We start from the raw sequence: 14,982 nt of genomic DNA, 5'->3' as shown, positions 1-14,982 counted from the left end.
ACGCCGTCGTTCTCGTCGGCGCTGGCGTACTACGATTCGTACCGGACGGAGCGGCTGCCGGCGAACCTGCTGCAGGCGCAGCGCGACTACTTCGGCGCGCACACGTTCGAGCGCGTGGACAAAGAAGGGACGTTCCACTTCGAGTGGATGCAGTAAGCCGCGCACCCCGAGCCTTCCGACCGCGAGCCGCGGGCGGGAGGCTTCTTTTTTCGGGCTGTTCGGTCCGCGCGCGCTATGGTATGATGTGAAAAAACTGGGGACGGGGAACGACCATTGAACGGAAGCAACCGGAACATCGTGATGATCGGCTTTATGGGAACGGGGAAATCGACGGTCGGTTCGGCGCTCGCGGAACGTCTCGGATGGCGGTTCGTCGACACCGACGCTACCGTCGTCGAACGGGAGGGCCGGTCGATCCCGCAGCTGTTCGAGGAAGAAGGAGAAGCGTATTTCCGCGACGCGGAGTCAGCGGTGCTGAAGAGCGTCCTGACCGGCTCGCGCCAGGTCGTCTCGACGGGCGGCGGCGCCGTGCTCCGGCAAGCGAACCGAGAGACGATGCTCGAGGGCGGCTTCGTCGTCGCCCTGACCGCCCCGCCGGACGTTTTGCTGGCGCGGCTTCGGGGCGACGCGAATCGACCGCTGCTCGCGGGGGATAAAGAAGAACGCGTTCATCGGCTCCTCGAGGAGCGGAAGAACGCGTACGATTTCGCCCACCTCGTCGTCGATACGTCGCGCAGCAACGTAAGGGAGACGGTGGAGAGCATTATCGAGCGGACGGGCTTGTCGCGCCGGGCGTAGCCGTCAACGGCGCTCCCAAGCCATCATGCCGCCGTTCATATTAACCAGGTTGGCATACCCTTGGGCGGCAAGATACTCGTGGACGCGCCCGCTGCGGGCGCCGCTGCGGCAGACGAGGACGACTTCGCCGTCGCGGGGAATGTCCGCGAGCCGATCCGGGATCGTGCCCATCGGGATGTGTCGGGCTCCCGGGATCATGCCTGCGGCCACTTCCTCGTCTTCGCGGACGTCGATGATGCATACCGTCTCGCCCGCGTCGAGCCGAGTCGCCAACTGTTCGGGGTCGATCGTGCGCATAGCGCTCATTGATAGCGCTCCTTTCGGTCGTCAATGTAGATTGTGAAGTCTGCCCTCATCTTACGTCGGCCTTGGATTCGAAGTCAACTCGGAGGTGCTGCCATGCGATACGGTTGGATTGCCGCGGGCGGAGCGGCGGGGGCCGTCTCCCGCTGGGGGCTCGGCGCATGGCTGGCTCCCGCGGCGGCCGGCGGATTTCCGTACGCGACCTTGGCCGTGAATCTTTTAGGCGCCTATGCGCTCGGGTGGATGGCCGGTCGCTTCTCGGCGAAGGACAAGTCGTCCGCCGTCTACCATGGTGCCGCCGCGGGCTTTCTCGGCGCCTTCACGACGATGTCCGCCTTCGGCTTGGAGGCGTGGACGCTGCTGGCGGACGGCCGATCCGTCGCCGCGGCGGCGTATGTCGCGGCGAGCGCTTGCGCCGGACCGCTGCTCGCGAACGCCGGCCTTCGGGCGGGAGGCGCGTCTTGAGCGTCCTCATCCTCGCCGCCGTCGCGGCCGGCGGGGCGGTCGGCGCCGCGCTGCGGGCCGCCGCCCTTCGCCGGAACCGCGCGTCGCACCGGCTTCCCTACGCGACGCTCGCCGTCAACGTCGCCGGTTCGTTCCTTCTCGGGTGGATGGCCGGCGGCGGCGTCGCGAATCCCGTCGTTGCGGCAGGGCTAGGCGCGGGCCTTCTCGGCGGTTTTACGACGTATTCGACGTTCGCCGTGGAAGCCGCGACGCTGTCGCGCGCGGGGAGGCGACGCCGGTCGGCGGCATACATCGCGCTCTCCGTTGCGACGTCGATCGCGGCGGCCGGTGCCGGAACGGCGCTCGCGCCGTAGCGGACATAGGCTGTTAGATACCAGTAATTATTCGCGTTCGCGCCTTGCTCGTTCATAGAAGAGAGGAGACATTCAATATGGATGCCATCGTTAAACCTACTGCCCGTTTGCAAGGGGAACTTCAAGCGTTATCTTCCAAAAATTACACGACTCGTTATATGCTCGTCGCCGCGCTCGCCGACGGCGTCAGCCGCATCAAATACCCTGCGCACAGCGAAGACAGCGACGCGCTGCGGCGCTGCCTCAAGGACCTCGGGGCCGGCTTGACCGAGACGGACGTCGAGATGACGGTGCACGGCTTCGGCAACCATCCGAAGCCGGTCAAGGAGCTGAACGTCGGCAACGCGGGCGCCGTATTGCGCTTCCTTCTGTCGGTAGCTTCGTTGCTTCCGGAGGTCACCTTCGTCAACACGTACCCCGATTCGCTAGGCAAGCGGCCGCACGACGACTTGATCGCCGCGCTGCAGACGATGAACGTCCGCATCGATCATAACGAAGGCAAGCTGCCGATCACGGTGTACGGCGGGCAGCCGAAGGGCGGCGCGATCGAGGTGTCCGGCAGCGTCTCTTCGCAGTTCCTTAGCTCGCTGTTGTTCCTTACGCCGCTGCTGAAAGAAGACAGCGAAATTCGCGTGCAACACGACCTGAAGTCGAAGATCGTCGTCGGCCAGACGTTGGAGGTGCTGCGCGACGCCGGCATCGAGATCGAAGCGAGCGACGACTTGATGTTCTATCGCGTGCCTGGGAACCAAGCGTATCGCGTCGGCGAATACTCGGTGCAAGGCGACTACCCCGGCTCGGCGGCGATCCTCGCGGCGGCCGCGGTGACGAATTCGGACGTGACGGTGCATCGACTGCTGGAGAACAGCAAGCAAGGCGAACGCAAGGCGGTGGACGTCATCCGCGCGATGGGAACGCCGCTGACGCACGAGAACGGCATCGTTCGGGTACAGGGCAACGGCAAGCTGCGGGCGGTGGAGTTCGACGGAGACGAATTCACCGACGCCGTTCTGGCGTGCGTGGCCGCGTCCGTCTTCGCCGAAGGCACGTCCCGGTTCTACAACGTGGAAAACTTGCGTTATAAAGAATGCGACCGGATTACAGACTACTTAACGGAGCTGCGGAAAGCGGGCGCGAACGTCGAGGAGAAGCGCGACGAAATTATCGTGCACGGCAAGCCGGAAGGCGTGAAGGGCGGCGTCGTCATCGACGCGCATTACGACCATCGCGTCATTATGGCGTTGTCCGTCGTCGGCCTGCGATCGAGCGAAGGTCTCGTCATTCGAGACGCGCATCACGTCGCGAAGTCGTATCCGCAATTTTTCGATCACCTGAAAGCGCTGGGCGCCGATATTCGCATGGAATAAGAAGGAGGCCGAACCTATATGGCGTACGAACATCCGAGCAGAGACCGAATCAAGACGATTCTCGAGCAAGCGGGCGCAATCGCCGTCGTCGGGTTGACCAACAACCCCGACCGACCGGCGTACGAAGTGTCGGAGGCGATGCTGCATCGCGGGTACCGGATCATCCCCGTCAATCCGAAGGGAGAAGACGTACTCGGCCAAAAGGGATACGCGTCACTCAAGGACATCCCGGAATCGATCGACATCGTCAACGTCTTCCGCCGGGCGGAGCATACGCCGCCGATCGCGGAAGAGGCTGCCGCCGTCGGCGCGAAGACGCTGTGGCTGCAGCTCGGCATCGCCAGCGAGGAAGCGGCGCGCATCGCGTCGGAAAGCGGCATGACCGTCATCATGGATCGATGCATTAAAGTAGAAGACGCGGTGCTGCGCCCGAATCGAAAATGATCGTCCCGGCGAATTCATAATTTCTCCGCTCCTTAGACACAATATTAGAGGCTTCCAAGGAAGCGTCGTCTCGGCGCGCCCTCGGGGGACCACTCTTACTTTCTAAGGAGGAAATTCGATCGTGTTCAATCAATCGTTCCAACCTTCCTTCGGGCAACCATCTTTCGGTCAGCAACCATCTTTCGGTCAGCAACCATCTTTCGGCCAGCAACAATCTTTCAGTCAGCAACCATCCTTCGGTCAGCAACAAGGTTTCGGCCAACAAGTGCAGTCGCAATACCGCGGCTTGCAGAAGACGTTCCAACCGACGGGCGCCGTCCAGTCGTTCTACCAACCGCAACAGACGACGCAATTCGGGGGTTCGAGCTATCACACGTCCAGCTACGCGGGGAACCAGCCGAACCACGACCGAAGCTTCCGCGAGGACAGCCAGTCCCCGAGCATGCAGACGGGCAGCTATCACGCGTCGAGCTATGTAGGGAACCAGCCGAACCACGATCGAAGCTTCCGTGAAGACAGCCAGTCCCCGAGCTCCTTTGCATCGAACCAAGGCCAAAGCTTCGGCTCGATGACTTCGTTCCAGCCAAGCATGCAGTCGAGCTTCCAAGGAACGAACAGCTACCACACGCAAAATTACGTCGGCAACCGTCCGGACCATGACGCGGCTTTGCGCGAAGATTCCTTGCGCGCAAGCACGTACGCGACGGGTCGTTCGCAAGGCATCAACACGTTGAGCGGCGTACAAGGCACGTACAACGTCAACACGCCGACGAACCAAATCATGCAAAACCAAAGCAATTTCTCTCCTTACCGCAATTTCTAATACCGGCAACAAGACGAACGGCGGACGGTGACGTCCGCCGTTTTTCTCTTTGACAAAAGACAAGCGGTTCATTACCATTACGAATAGACGAAAGGGGGACGGACCGAGCGTGAATTGGATGGGGATATTGCAGCAATTCGGCCGATCGCTGATGATGCCGATGATCGCCTTGCCCGCGGCCGCGATCCTGCTGCGGCTCGGCGCGATCCCTTGGGAAGCGGTCGGGTTCGATCAGTTAAGCGATCTGTTCAGATACGCGGGCATGACCGTCTTTACATATTTGCCTTACATTTTCGCGGTCGGGGTCGCCCTCGGCTTATCGGAGAGCGCCGGCATCGCCGGCATGTCGGCGTTGGTCGGCTACTTCGTATACGACCGGGTGACGCAATTTTTCATCCCGGCCGGCTTCGAGCTCGGCGTCACGAGCGGCATCGTCATCGGCATTATGGCGGCGTTGTTATATCATCGATTCAAAGAAATTCGGTTTCCGGAATACATTCAATTTTTCGGCGGGCCGAGGTTCGTGCTGCTGATCATGTGCTTCGCCTCGTTCTTGTTTTCGGTGCTGGTCGTGCAGATCGGTCCTTACGTTCAGACGGGGCTTCGCGAGCTGAGCGGCTTGCTGCTCGGAATGGGCGGCTTCGGCGCGTTCCTCTACGGCATGATGCATCGATTGCTCGTGCCGTCGGGCTTGCATTACATCTTGAACAACGTCGTATGGTTCCAGACCGGCACGTACGAGCGCTTGGACGGCAGCATCGTGAACGGCGACCTGCCGCGCTTCTTCGCCGGAGACCCGACCGCCGGCATCTTTATGGCAGGCTTGTACCCGACGATGATGTTCGCTTTGCCTGCAATCGCTTTCGCGATCATCCATGAAGCGAGAGAAGACTTGAAGCCCAAGGTGAAGGCGACGTTCCTGACCGCGGCGCTGTCTTCGTTCCTGACCGGAGTGACGGAGCCGATCGAATTCGCGTTCTTGTTCGTCGCGCCGTATTTGTTCGTCATCCACGCGATCCTGTCCGGGTTGTCGATGTGGATCACGTACGCGCTCGACATTCATCACGGCTTCGCCTTCTCCGCCGGGGCGATCGACTTCCTGCTTAACAACCACCTCGCGACGAACAGTTGGATGCTGCTGCCGATCGGTCTCGCGTACGGGGTCTGTTATTATTTGTTGTTCCGTTGGGCGATTCGCCGGTTCCAGATTCCGACTCCTGGCCGGGAAGAAGGATCGGCGCTGGACGATTGGGCGGGGGACATCCCGTACCGAGCGCCGCTCATCCTGCAGGCGCTCGGGGGTAAGGAGAACGTCGTCCGCATCGAGGCGTGCATCACGAGGCTGCGCTTAACGCTCGCGAACGATCGGGAGATGGACGTCGGAGCGCTGCGACATCTCGGCGCGGCGGGCGTCATCACCCTCGGCGGAGGGAACGTGCAGGTCGTCTTCGGCACGTTCTCCGAGCTCATCCGCGAGGAAATCATGAAGACGATCCGCAAGGATCCGCGCGTCGTCCCGTTCCGCTCGCCGGTCGCGGGACGCATGATTCCGCTCGAGGACGTGCCCGATCCGGTGTTCGCCGGGAAGATCGTCGGCGACGGGGCCGCCTTCCTGCCGGAACGCGGAGAGCTCGTCGCGCCGGTGGCCGGGAAGATATCCACCCTGTTCCCGACGGCCCACGCGATCGGCATCGTCACCGCGGAAGGGCTTGAAGTGCTGCTCCATATCGGCATCGATTCGTCGCAGGTGCCGAACGAACCGTTCGAGGCGCATGTTACCGAGGGCGAAACGGTGCAGCCGGGGCAGCTGCTGATCACGTTCGATCTGACGAAGCTGCGCAAGCACGCGAAGTCGATCGCGACGCCGATGGTCGTCACGAATCCGGCGCGGGTCAAGTCGTGGAGCTACGCTCCGTTCAAGGCCGTTCGCAAGGGTCAGGCTTCGGTCATGTCAGTCACGCTAAAGGAGGATCCGTCCGATGTCAACCGCGCGTAACCTACAGGGCACGGGTGCCTCGTCCGGCATCGCGATCGGCAAAGCTTTCGTTCTGCCGCATTGGGAGTGGGACGTTCCCGAAAACAAGAAGGACGTCACCGATCTCGCGGCCGAATTCGAACGGCTGTACGAGGGCATTCGCCACTCCAAGCAAGAAATCACGTCGATCAAACAGGAAATCTCGGGTTACATCGGCGAGCAGGAATCGAACATCTTCGACGCGCACCTGGCCATACTGGACGATCCCGTCTTCATGAACGAGATCCAAGGCATCATCCAGCGGCAATACAAGGCGGCGGAGGTGGCGGTGAAAGAAGTCATCGACAAATTCGTCAACATGTTCGATCTGCTCGACGATCAATATATGAAGGAGCGCGCGCTCGACATCAAGGACGTCGGCAATCGTCTCCTGAAGCACTTGATCGGCACGCCGGACGTGAAGCTGCCGACGGACAACAAGCCGTTCATCCTCGTCGCGAAGGAAGTGTCGCCGTCCCAGCTCGTTCACCTGAATCCGAATCACGTGCTCGGCATCGTGACGATGGCGGGGGGCAGCACGTCCCATACCGCGATCATGGCGCGGGCGCTCAACATTCCGCTCGTCCTCGGGCTGGAGGGCAAGCTGGTCGAGCCGATTCAGACGGGCGACGTCCTCGTGATCGACGGCAAAGCGGGCATCGTGCTCGTCAATCCGCCGGATGCCGAAATCCAGCGGTATTCGGAGCTGCGCGAGAGCGAGGTTCGCGTGCTGGAGCGCCTGCAGTCGCTTGCGACGCTGCCGACCGTGACGACGGACGGCCTTCGCATGTCGCTGTTCGCCAACATCGCGTCGCTGCGCGATCTCGAGGCGGCGCTCGAGGGCGGCGCGGAAGGCGTCGGGTTGTTCCGGACCGAGTTCATCTACATGGACCGGGAGACGTATCCGACGGAGCAGGAGCAATACGAGATTTATTGCCAAGCCGCCTCCTTGCTGGAAGGCAAACCGCTGACGATCCGGACGCTCGACGTCGGGGGCGACAAGCAGCTGGAATACGCGAACGTTCCGGAAGAAGAGAATCCGGTGCTGGGCTTCCGGTCGATTCGGATTTCGCTGGCGCAGCCGCACACGTTCAAGACGCAGCTGCGGGCCATTCTCCGCGCGGGCGCCTGCGGCACCGTCCGCGTCATGTTCCCGATGATTCAGTCGGTCGAACAATTCCGCGCGGCCAAACGCATCTTCGACGAAGCGAAGGCGGAGCTGCGCGCGGAGCGGCAGCCGTACGACGAGCATATGCGCGTGGGCATGATGGTCGAGGTGCCGGCCGCCGCGATCGTCGCCGATCTGCTCGCTTCCGAGGTCGACTTCTTCAGCATCGGCACGAACGATCTGACGCAGTACATTCTTGCGGCGGACCGTCTGAACGAGCATGTCGCATCGTTGTACGATCCGTTCCACCCGGCCGTCATCCGGATGATCCAGACGACGGTCGCCGCGGCGCAGCACGCGGGCATCGGCGTCAGCGTCTGCGGCGAGATGGCCGGCGATCCGCTCGCGCTGCCGATTTGGCTCGGGTTAGGCGTAAGAGAGCTGAGCATGGCGTCGGGCTTGATGCTGCCGCTCAAGAGCGAGCTGCTGAAGGCGTCCGCCGCCCGTTCCGCGGCGCACTGGGCCGAGCTGTCGAAGCTCAAGACGAGCCGAGACATCCGAGAGGCGCTCGAACGGCTCGGCATGGGTTGCGGTTGCGCGACGTAGGCGCGGGATCATTTTCGAAATGGAAAGGAAGAAAAATCATGCGGTTATCCGGGAAAAAGGTGCTTAGCCTCGTAGACGAGGAATTCGAGGATTTAGAGTTGTGGTACCCGATCTATCGCGTTCGGGAGGAAGGGGCGGAGGTCGTCGTGGCCGGCGCGAAGAAGGGCTTCGCCTACACCGGGAAATACGGCGTGCCCGCGACGTCCGACGTTGCGTTCGACGACGTGAACATCGACGAGTTCGCCGGGCTGTTAGTGCCGGGCGGCTGGGCGCCCGACAAGCTGCGCCGGTATCCGGAAGTGCTCGCGATGGTGCGCCGGATGGACGAACTGAAGCGGCCGATCGGTCAAATCTGCCACGCGGGCTGGGTGCTCGTCTCCGCGAAAATTTTGAACGGGCGGAACGTCACCTCGACGCCGGGCATCCGCGACGATATGGAGAACGCGGGAGCGATCTGGCGCGACGAGGCCGTCGTCGTCGACGGGCACATCGTCTCGAGCCGCCGTCCGCCGGATCTTCCGCCGTACGCCAAGGCGTTCTGCGACGCGTTGGCGGAACGGTAATCCGGCGCGGGCAACGATTCCAAGAACTTCTAAGAGCGAGGCGGAAGGAGTTGCGCGACGTTCCTCGAATACGTAAAGAGGCACGAAAGCGTGAGCGAGTTTGCCATGGCTCTTAGGAGGGCTCGGATTGGAGAAATATTGCGTCTGCGGACAGACGATGTCCATTCGGCTGCGAACGGTCATCTTCTCGAACAAAGTGAAAATCGAGAACGTTCCGATTTACTCTTGCGGCGGCTGCGAACGCAGCGAAGTGCTGCAGGACGTAAAACAGGAGCTGAGTTCGTTGATTCGACGACTCGGCCGTAATCCCGAAAAACAACATATTCGCTTTAACGAGTCGAATGAACTGGCGTTTCTGCTTCACGAAGCGACAAAGAGAGAACGAGCGAACGTTCCGGTGGAACAAATCGTGAAGGAACGCGTCAATCAACTGTTGGACTTGATGCTTCTGGCGCAATCGCTCGGCGACGAACCGTGGTCGGAGGAAATTCAAGACCGCCTCTCGCAAATCGCGAAGGCCAGCATCCCCACGTAGGTCGTTTCCCGTCGATTTCCCCCAAACCTCTTCGGAGGTTTTTTTGTTTTCCGGGGCCTTTCGGCCGCTATCGTTGCGTAAAGTAAAAAATTGTCGTATCATATTTTATTATATCCATTTACAGTTTGAATGGATCTCGAGTTTCCGTGTTACCGAGGAATAGTCTACTACCCGCTGTTCATATCTACAAATATTCATTATTGGAGAGAATGCTCGTGACAGTGACAATTTACGACGTGGCTCGGGAAGCCGGGGTGTCGATGGCGACGGTCTCGCGCGTTGTGAACAACAACCCGAACGTCAAGCCGCAAACCCGGAAGAAAGTGTTCGAAGCGATCGAGAGGCTGGGGTACCGGCCGAATGCGGTAGCCCGCGGATTGGCCAGCAAGAAGACGACGACGGTCGGCGTCGTGATTCCCGATATTTCGAACACGATGTATTCCGAGGTCGTACGCGGCATCGAAGATATCGCGAACATGTATCACTACAATATGATTCTCTGCAACTCCGACAAGAAGAAGGACAAGGAAATCCGCGTGATCAACACGCTGTTGGAGAAACAGGTCGACGGGCTGCTGTTCATGGGCGGCGTCGTGACGGACGAGCATATCGAAGCGTTCCGGACGTCGGTACCGATCGTGTTGTGCGCGACGACCGACGCGAACCGCGTCATTCCGTCCGTCGACATCGATCACGAAGCGGCCGCTTACGACGCCGTGAAGGTATTGATCGAGCACGGCCATCGCAATATCGGCATGATCAGCGGCAGCTTGCAGGATCCGTCGAACGGCTTCGCGCGTTATCAAGGGTATAAGCGCGCGATCGAAGAAGCGGGCATCCCGTTCCGGGAATCGCACGTTCGCGTCGGCAACTACCGCTATGAAGCGGGGCTCGATACGATGGAGTATTTCCTCCAACTGCCGGATCGGCCGACGGCGATCTTCGCGGCGACCGACGAGATGGCGATCGGCGCCATTCACGCGATTCAAGACGCGGGTCTCCGCGTGCCGGAGGATATGGCGGTCATCTCCGTCGATAACGTCCGGATGGCTTCCATGGTGCGTCCGCAGCTGTCCACGGTGGCGCAGCCGATGTACGACATCGGCGCCGTATCGATGCGGTTGTTGACGAAGCTGATGAAGAAAGAGCCGGTATCCAACCCGGTCGTCGTCTTGCCTCACGAGACGATTATGCGTAAATCTGTGGCTCATATCTAATGAGCCCTATTTTTTTGCCCAGGAGGACATATACAAGTGGACTATAAGACATTAGGCATTATCGGCGCGATGGACGAAGAGGTGGAACGCTTCTTGCTCCGCATGGACGGGAACGTCGAGACGGTGAAGGCGGGCATCCGCTTCCGAGAAGGCGAATGGAACGGCAAGCGCGTCATCGTGTGCAAGTGCGGGGTCGGCAAGGTGAACGCCGCCGTCTGCACGCAGCTCTTAATCGACGGCTTCGGCGTCGAGGCGATCGTGTTTACGGGAGTGGCCGGCGCGGTTCATCCGGAGCTGAATATCGGCGACATCGTCGTGTCCACCGATTTGTTGCAGCACGATATGGACGTGACGCCGCTCGGCTTCGAGAAGGGCGTCATCCCGTACGCAGGGGAGTCGGTGTTTCCGGCGGACCCGACGCTCGTCGAAGCGGCGGTCGCGGCCGGAGAGAGCTTGTATCCCGGCCTGACGCGCACGGGACGCATTCTGTCCGGCGACCAATTCGTCGCGAATCGAGACGTCGTCGCGGGACTGTATCGCGAGCATCAAGGCGCATGCGTCGAGATGGAGGGAGCGGCGGTCGCGCAAGTATGTCGAATGAACGGCACGCCATTCGTCGTGCTTCGATCGATGTCGGATAAAGCGGACGGCTCGGCCCACGTGAATTTCCCCGAATTCACGAAGCTGGCGGCGGAGCGGTCGGCGGCGATCGTGGAACGGATGCTCGGCGTCATGTAACGAATCGGAAACGATCGTGAATTGAAAGGGGCTGTCCCAAAAGTCGTAAAATGACTTAGGGGCGGCTCCTTCTTTTTACAATCATGCTCTTAGCGGGAGGGGGTACGGGTTCCGGCCGCCACTGAACGTCGTGTTCTTTAGATGAGATTAGAAGGGTACAACACGACGTTCAAGAGGCAGACGTAAAATCCTCCACCCATACCCCGCTCCCCTCGCGCTTCTGTAAAACCGAATGAGCCGCCTGTCGTCATTAAACCCAATTGGAATCTTCGAAGCTTGCCAAAAGAGAGCTTGGAGGTCGGGTGGCTTTCACTCGTCCGTAACCTCCTTAAGCGAACAGCAATAAGCCAAAAAGTGAAAACGGTCGATCAGGAATAGACCATCCTGACCGACCGTTTTCAAGTTTTTCATAGGGGGATGGCTACCCGTAAATGGATTTTACCCACTTTTGGGACAGCCTCTTCTTCGTTGGATTACGGTTTGAATTGCACCGCGGCGGAGGGAGGGGACTCTCCGGCCGAGTTCGCGGCCGTCACTCGGTACCACCCGGCAGTCGTCAGCGACAGGAATTCGAATTCCGCGCTGCCGGAGACGCCGATCTGGTTATATGGTCCGCCTTCCTCGGGCGCGTAGTAGATGCGATACTCGTCGACCTGATCCGCCGCGGCGCTGGGCGTCCACTCGAGACGAACGCCCAAGTCCCGCGTCTTCGCGGACGGCTTGCCCGGCGCCTTCGGCGCGTCGGCCGCCTCGTCGCCGGGGAGCGGCTCGAGCGGTGCGCCATCGCCTTCCCCGAGCGACAGCGGGAACGGATCGCCCGTGTAGACGACCTCGCTCGGCTCGGAGACGCGCCCGGCGATGTCGACGGATACGATGTAGTATCCGTAGATGCGGTCCGCGCTCGTCTGATCGACGAAGCTGAGCGTCTCTCCGGTGCGAATCGTCTTCTCCGGAAGCGGCTGGAACGGACCGCCGTCGACGGAACGGAAGACGCGGTATCCGGCGACGTCGCCGTTATAGCTGGCGCCGAATTGCACTTGCGCGCCCTTGTCCGTCTTCGTCAGCTTTACCCATGGAGGCGCCGCCGGCGGCAAACCGTTCTCCGAGCGAGGATCGACCTCGCTCGGAGCGTCGCCGTAGCCGTCCGTCGGACGGTACGATTCGATCGGCCGGCGGCTCTTCTCCGGCAGCTTCGCGAGCGCTTCTTCGATCCGCTTGAGCAGATCGCCGATCGGCTCCTCGCGGCGCACGACGCGCATCTTCTTGACCATATCGGCCGGCGTTCCGGGCTGCGGCGTATACGCCTTCCCGTCCACGAGCACGACGTCGGCGAGGCCCAGCACGTCGTCTTGCTTCGTCGGGATATACTCCCGGTTGAAGATGTCGGTCACGGTCAATTTCTCCTGCGTCACAAGCTCGCTCGGAAGCAAGCCCGATACGCGGGATACCGTCTTCGAGACGATGCCTTCGGGCTTCTCGAACGCCTCGGTTTGGAACAGGTCCGACTTCGAAGCGACCAGCTCGTTCATGACGTCCGCCCATACGTATTTCGCGCGATTCGCTTCCGTCAACGTAGAAGGCTGATCGTATCCGATCCAGATCCCGAGCGTGACGTCGGGGGAGTATCCTACGAACCAGAGGTCGTAGTTGTCCGACGTCGTTCCCGTCTTCCCGACGATCGGCACCTTGTCTTCATGCTCGAACCGGCTCTTGACTCTCGACGCCGTCCCGTTCGTGATGACCGTTCGCATCATATCCGTCATCAGATAAGCGGTCTGTTCCGAGAAGACGCGCTCCGGTTTCGGTTCATGCTTGTAGACGACGTTATCGGCCGAGTCGGTGATCTTCTCGACGAAATACGCGTCGGCGTACAGCCCCTTGTTGGCGATCGTCGAGTAGGCGTTCGTCAGCTCCTCGACCGACACGCCGTACTGCAGGCCGCCGATGACGCCGGTGCTTGCATGGTAGTCGCTCTCGGTCAGCGAGGAGATGCCGAGCTTCTTCGCGAATTCCCACGCCTTATCGATCGTGACGTCATAGAGGAACAGCTTGATCGCGGGAATGTTCCACGATTGGTTCAACGCTTCCCGAGCGGTCAGCAGCCCGTGGTAGCGGCCGTCGTGATTTTTCGGGATGTGCACGCCCTTCTGGCCGTCCGGCAAAATGAGCGGCACGTCGTCGATAATGGACGCCGGTTGAATGGCGCCCGACTCGATCGCCGGCAAGTAGGCGGCGATCGGCTTCATCGCGGAGCCCGGCTGGCGCTGCATCTGCGTCGCATGGTTGAGCTGCTCCAAGTAGAAGTCGCGTCCTTCGATCATGCCGAGAATGGCGCCGGTGTCGTTGTCGAGCAGAATGCCCCCGACTTGTTCGACGCCCTTCTTCTCGTGATCCTTGGTGAACATCTCCGGATTTTCCGAGACGCGGTGCATCGCTTCGTACACCGTCTTGTCGATCGTCGTGTAGATCTTATACCCGCCGCGCAGCAGCATCTCCCGCGCGTCCTTCAGAGCTTCCTGATATTCGGGCTTTCGCATGTCTTCCGGACCGAGCTCCGGATTGCTCTGGCGAAGCAGCGTCTCGGCGGCTTGGCGCTCGGCTTCCAGCATCAAATACGGGTATGTGGAATAAGCTTTCTTCTTCGGCTTCGCGAGGCTGGCCTTGATGTCGAAAGCGAGCGCTTCTTCGTACTGCGCGTCCGTGATTTTGCCGGTCCGCTTCATATGATGCAGCACGAGCTCTTGACGCTCTCTCGCTTCCTTAAAGCCTTCTTCGTCGAATTCGCCCTTCCCGGTAAACGCGGAATACGTCGAAGGCGATTGCGGCAGACCGGCCAAGTAAGCGGCTTGCGCGATGTTCAAGTCGTCGAGGTCTTTATCGAAAATGCCGGTGGCGGCCGCCTTGATTCCGTACACCTGGTACCCGGAGGCTCCGTTGCCGAACGGAATCTTGTTCAAATAGGCGGCCAAGATGTCTTCCTTCGTCATGAACCGCTCGAGCCGCAGCGCGAGGAAAATTTCTTTGAACTTCCGGCTGTCGGTACGGTCCAAGTTCAGGAACACGCGGCGCGCGACCTGCTGCGTGATCGTGCTGCCGCCGGTCTGCACTTCTTCGTTCAGCACCTTCTCCTTCACCGCGCGGGCGAGGCTCATGAAGTCGACGCCGATATGGTTGTAGAAATCCTCGTCCTCGGTCGCGAGCACGGCGTCTTCCACGATCTGAGGGATATCCTCGTATTCGATCAATCGACGGTCTTCCTCCGTGCGAAGCTGGCCGATGATCGTTCCGTCGCGGAAATAGACGAATCCGGTTTCGGAGTTATGCTGCATCTCTTCGAGGATCGTCTCCCGGCTGCGGACCTCGTCGTCGCGCACCAGGGCGGAGACGTAACCGGTGACGGCCGCTCCGGCGGTGACGGCGCCTACGACGCCGAGCAGGAACGTCCACTTGACGGCGGAGAGGGCGACTCTCGCCGCGACGGGCATTCGCTTGCGCTTCTTCTTGGGCGTCGCCGGCTCGGCTTGTTCGGCCCCCGGAAACTTCTCGTTCGTATCGGACATATGTATTGTACCTCCCCAAATTCCACCCACATTATAACATAGTACGGCAGGATTGGTCACCGTTCGCATCCGGCTTGTCGACCGGACA

The 14,982-nt window shown here is 60.7% G+C and carries 14 protein-coding genes and 1 pseudogene; 13 read left to right on the top strand and 2 right to left on the bottom strand.

From position 1 onward, the window contains the following. Both FE782_RS23480 and FE782_RS23475 read left to right on the top strand, forming a co-directional pair. Window positions 1-156, top strand: a pseudogene (locus FE782_RS23480) (NADP-dependent phosphogluconate dehydrogenase); the annotation flags it as partial. Window positions 157-273: 117 nt separating this feature from the next. Beyond that, a complete protein-coding gene (locus tag FE782_RS23475) occupies window positions 274-798 on the top strand; it encodes a shikimate kinase (RefSeq protein WP_439116454.1) in 525 nt (174 codons plus the stop codon). A 3-nt stretch (window positions 799-801) separates the two neighbouring features. Here FE782_RS23475 and FE782_RS23470 read toward each other — a convergent pair whose 3' ends face one another. Continuing rightward, window positions 802-1,095, bottom strand: coding sequence for a rhodanese-like domain-containing protein (locus FE782_RS23470; protein WP_138196795.1), 294 nt, complete (start codon window positions 1,093-1,095; stop codon window positions 802-804). A gap of 102 nt (window positions 1,096-1,197) precedes the next feature. On the opposite strand from FE782_RS23470, the gene FE782_RS32520 reads away from it, so the two are divergent. The 11 genes from FE782_RS32520 (at window position 1,198) to FE782_RS23420 (ending at window position 11,334) form a co-directional block, all read left to right on the top strand. Beyond that, entirely contained in the window at window positions 1,198-1,566 is a 369-nt protein-coding gene (locus FE782_RS32520) for a fluoride efflux transporter FluC (RefSeq protein WP_162388372.1), read from the top strand. Then, a complete protein-coding gene (locus FE782_RS32515) occupies window positions 1,563-1,919 on the top strand; it encodes a fluoride efflux transporter FluC (protein ID WP_162388370.1) in 357 nt (118 codons plus the stop codon). The genes FE782_RS32520 and FE782_RS32515 overlap by 4 nt, the downstream gene beginning before the upstream one ends. A gap of 77 nt (window positions 1,920-1,996) precedes the next feature. Next, the gene (aroA, locus tag FE782_RS23460) at window positions 1,997-3,286 is read left to right on the top strand and encodes a 3-phosphoshikimate 1-carboxyvinyltransferase (RefSeq protein WP_138196777.1); all 1,290 of its coding nucleotides are present in this window, start codon (window positions 1,997-1,999) and stop codon (window positions 3,284-3,286) included. Window positions 3,287-3,304: 18 nt separating this feature from the next. After that, on the top strand, window positions 3,305-3,730 hold the full coding sequence (locus FE782_RS23455) for a CoA-binding protein (protein ID WP_138196776.1): 426 nt from the start codon (window positions 3,305-3,307) through the stop codon (window positions 3,728-3,730). A 121-nt stretch (window positions 3,731-3,851) separates the two neighbouring features. Then, window positions 3,852-4,553, top strand: coding sequence for a hypothetical protein (locus FE782_RS23450; protein WP_138196775.1), 702 nt, complete (start codon window positions 3,852-3,854; stop codon window positions 4,551-4,553). A gap of 109 nt (window positions 4,554-4,662) precedes the next feature. Beyond that, complete coding sequence (locus FE782_RS23445; RefSeq protein ID WP_138196774.1) at window positions 4,663-6,549, top strand: glucose PTS transporter subunit IIA; 1,887 nt, start codon at window positions 4,663-4,665, stop codon at window positions 6,547-6,549. Continuing rightward, a complete protein-coding gene (gene ptsP, locus FE782_RS23440) occupies window positions 6,533-8,281 on the top strand; it encodes a phosphoenolpyruvate--protein phosphotransferase (protein ID WP_138196773.1) in 1,749 nt (582 codons plus the stop codon). Before FE782_RS23445 ends, ptsP begins: the two co-directional genes overlap by 17 nt. 38 nt (window positions 8,282-8,319) lie before the next feature. Continuing rightward, the gene (locus tag FE782_RS23435) at window positions 8,320-8,844 is read left to right on the top strand and encodes a type 1 glutamine amidotransferase domain-containing protein (RefSeq protein ID WP_202914591.1); all 525 of its coding nucleotides are present in this window, start codon (window positions 8,320-8,322) and stop codon (window positions 8,842-8,844) included. A 127-nt stretch (window positions 8,845-8,971) separates the two neighbouring features. Then, window positions 8,972-9,379 carry a hypothetical protein gene (locus FE782_RS23430; RefSeq protein ID WP_138196772.1) on the top strand — a complete coding sequence of 136 codons (408 nt, stop codon included), beginning with the start codon at window positions 8,972-8,974 and terminating at the stop codon, window positions 9,377-9,379. 215 nt (window positions 9,380-9,594) lie between these two features. Continuing rightward, entirely contained in the window at window positions 9,595-10,596 is a 1,002-nt protein-coding gene (gene ccpA, locus FE782_RS23425; RefSeq protein WP_138196771.1) for a catabolite control protein A, read from the top strand. Window positions 10,597-10,632: 36 nt separating this feature from the next. Further along, window positions 10,633-11,334: a 5'-methylthioadenosine/adenosylhomocysteine nucleosidase gene (locus tag FE782_RS23420; RefSeq protein WP_138196770.1), complete on the top strand. Its 702-nt coding sequence runs from the start codon at window positions 10,633-10,635 to the stop codon at window positions 11,332-11,334. A 473-nt stretch (window positions 11,335-11,807) separates the two neighbouring features. On the opposite strand, the gene FE782_RS23415 is transcribed toward FE782_RS23420, so the two are convergent. Continuing rightward, a complete protein-coding gene (locus FE782_RS23415; RefSeq protein ID WP_138196769.1) occupies window positions 11,808-14,894 on the bottom strand; it encodes a transglycosylase domain-containing protein in 3,087 nt (1,028 codons plus the stop codon). Window positions 14,895-14,982: the final 88 nt, after the last annotated feature.

This window comes from Paenibacillus antri, assembly GCF_005765165.1.
GTDB lineage: Bacteria > Bacillota > Bacilli > Paenibacillales > YIM-B00363 > Paenibacillus_AE > Paenibacillus_AE antri.
The sequence above is the reverse complement of the archived record's forward strand: the minus strand, read 5'-3'. Positions and strand labels throughout refer to the sequence as shown.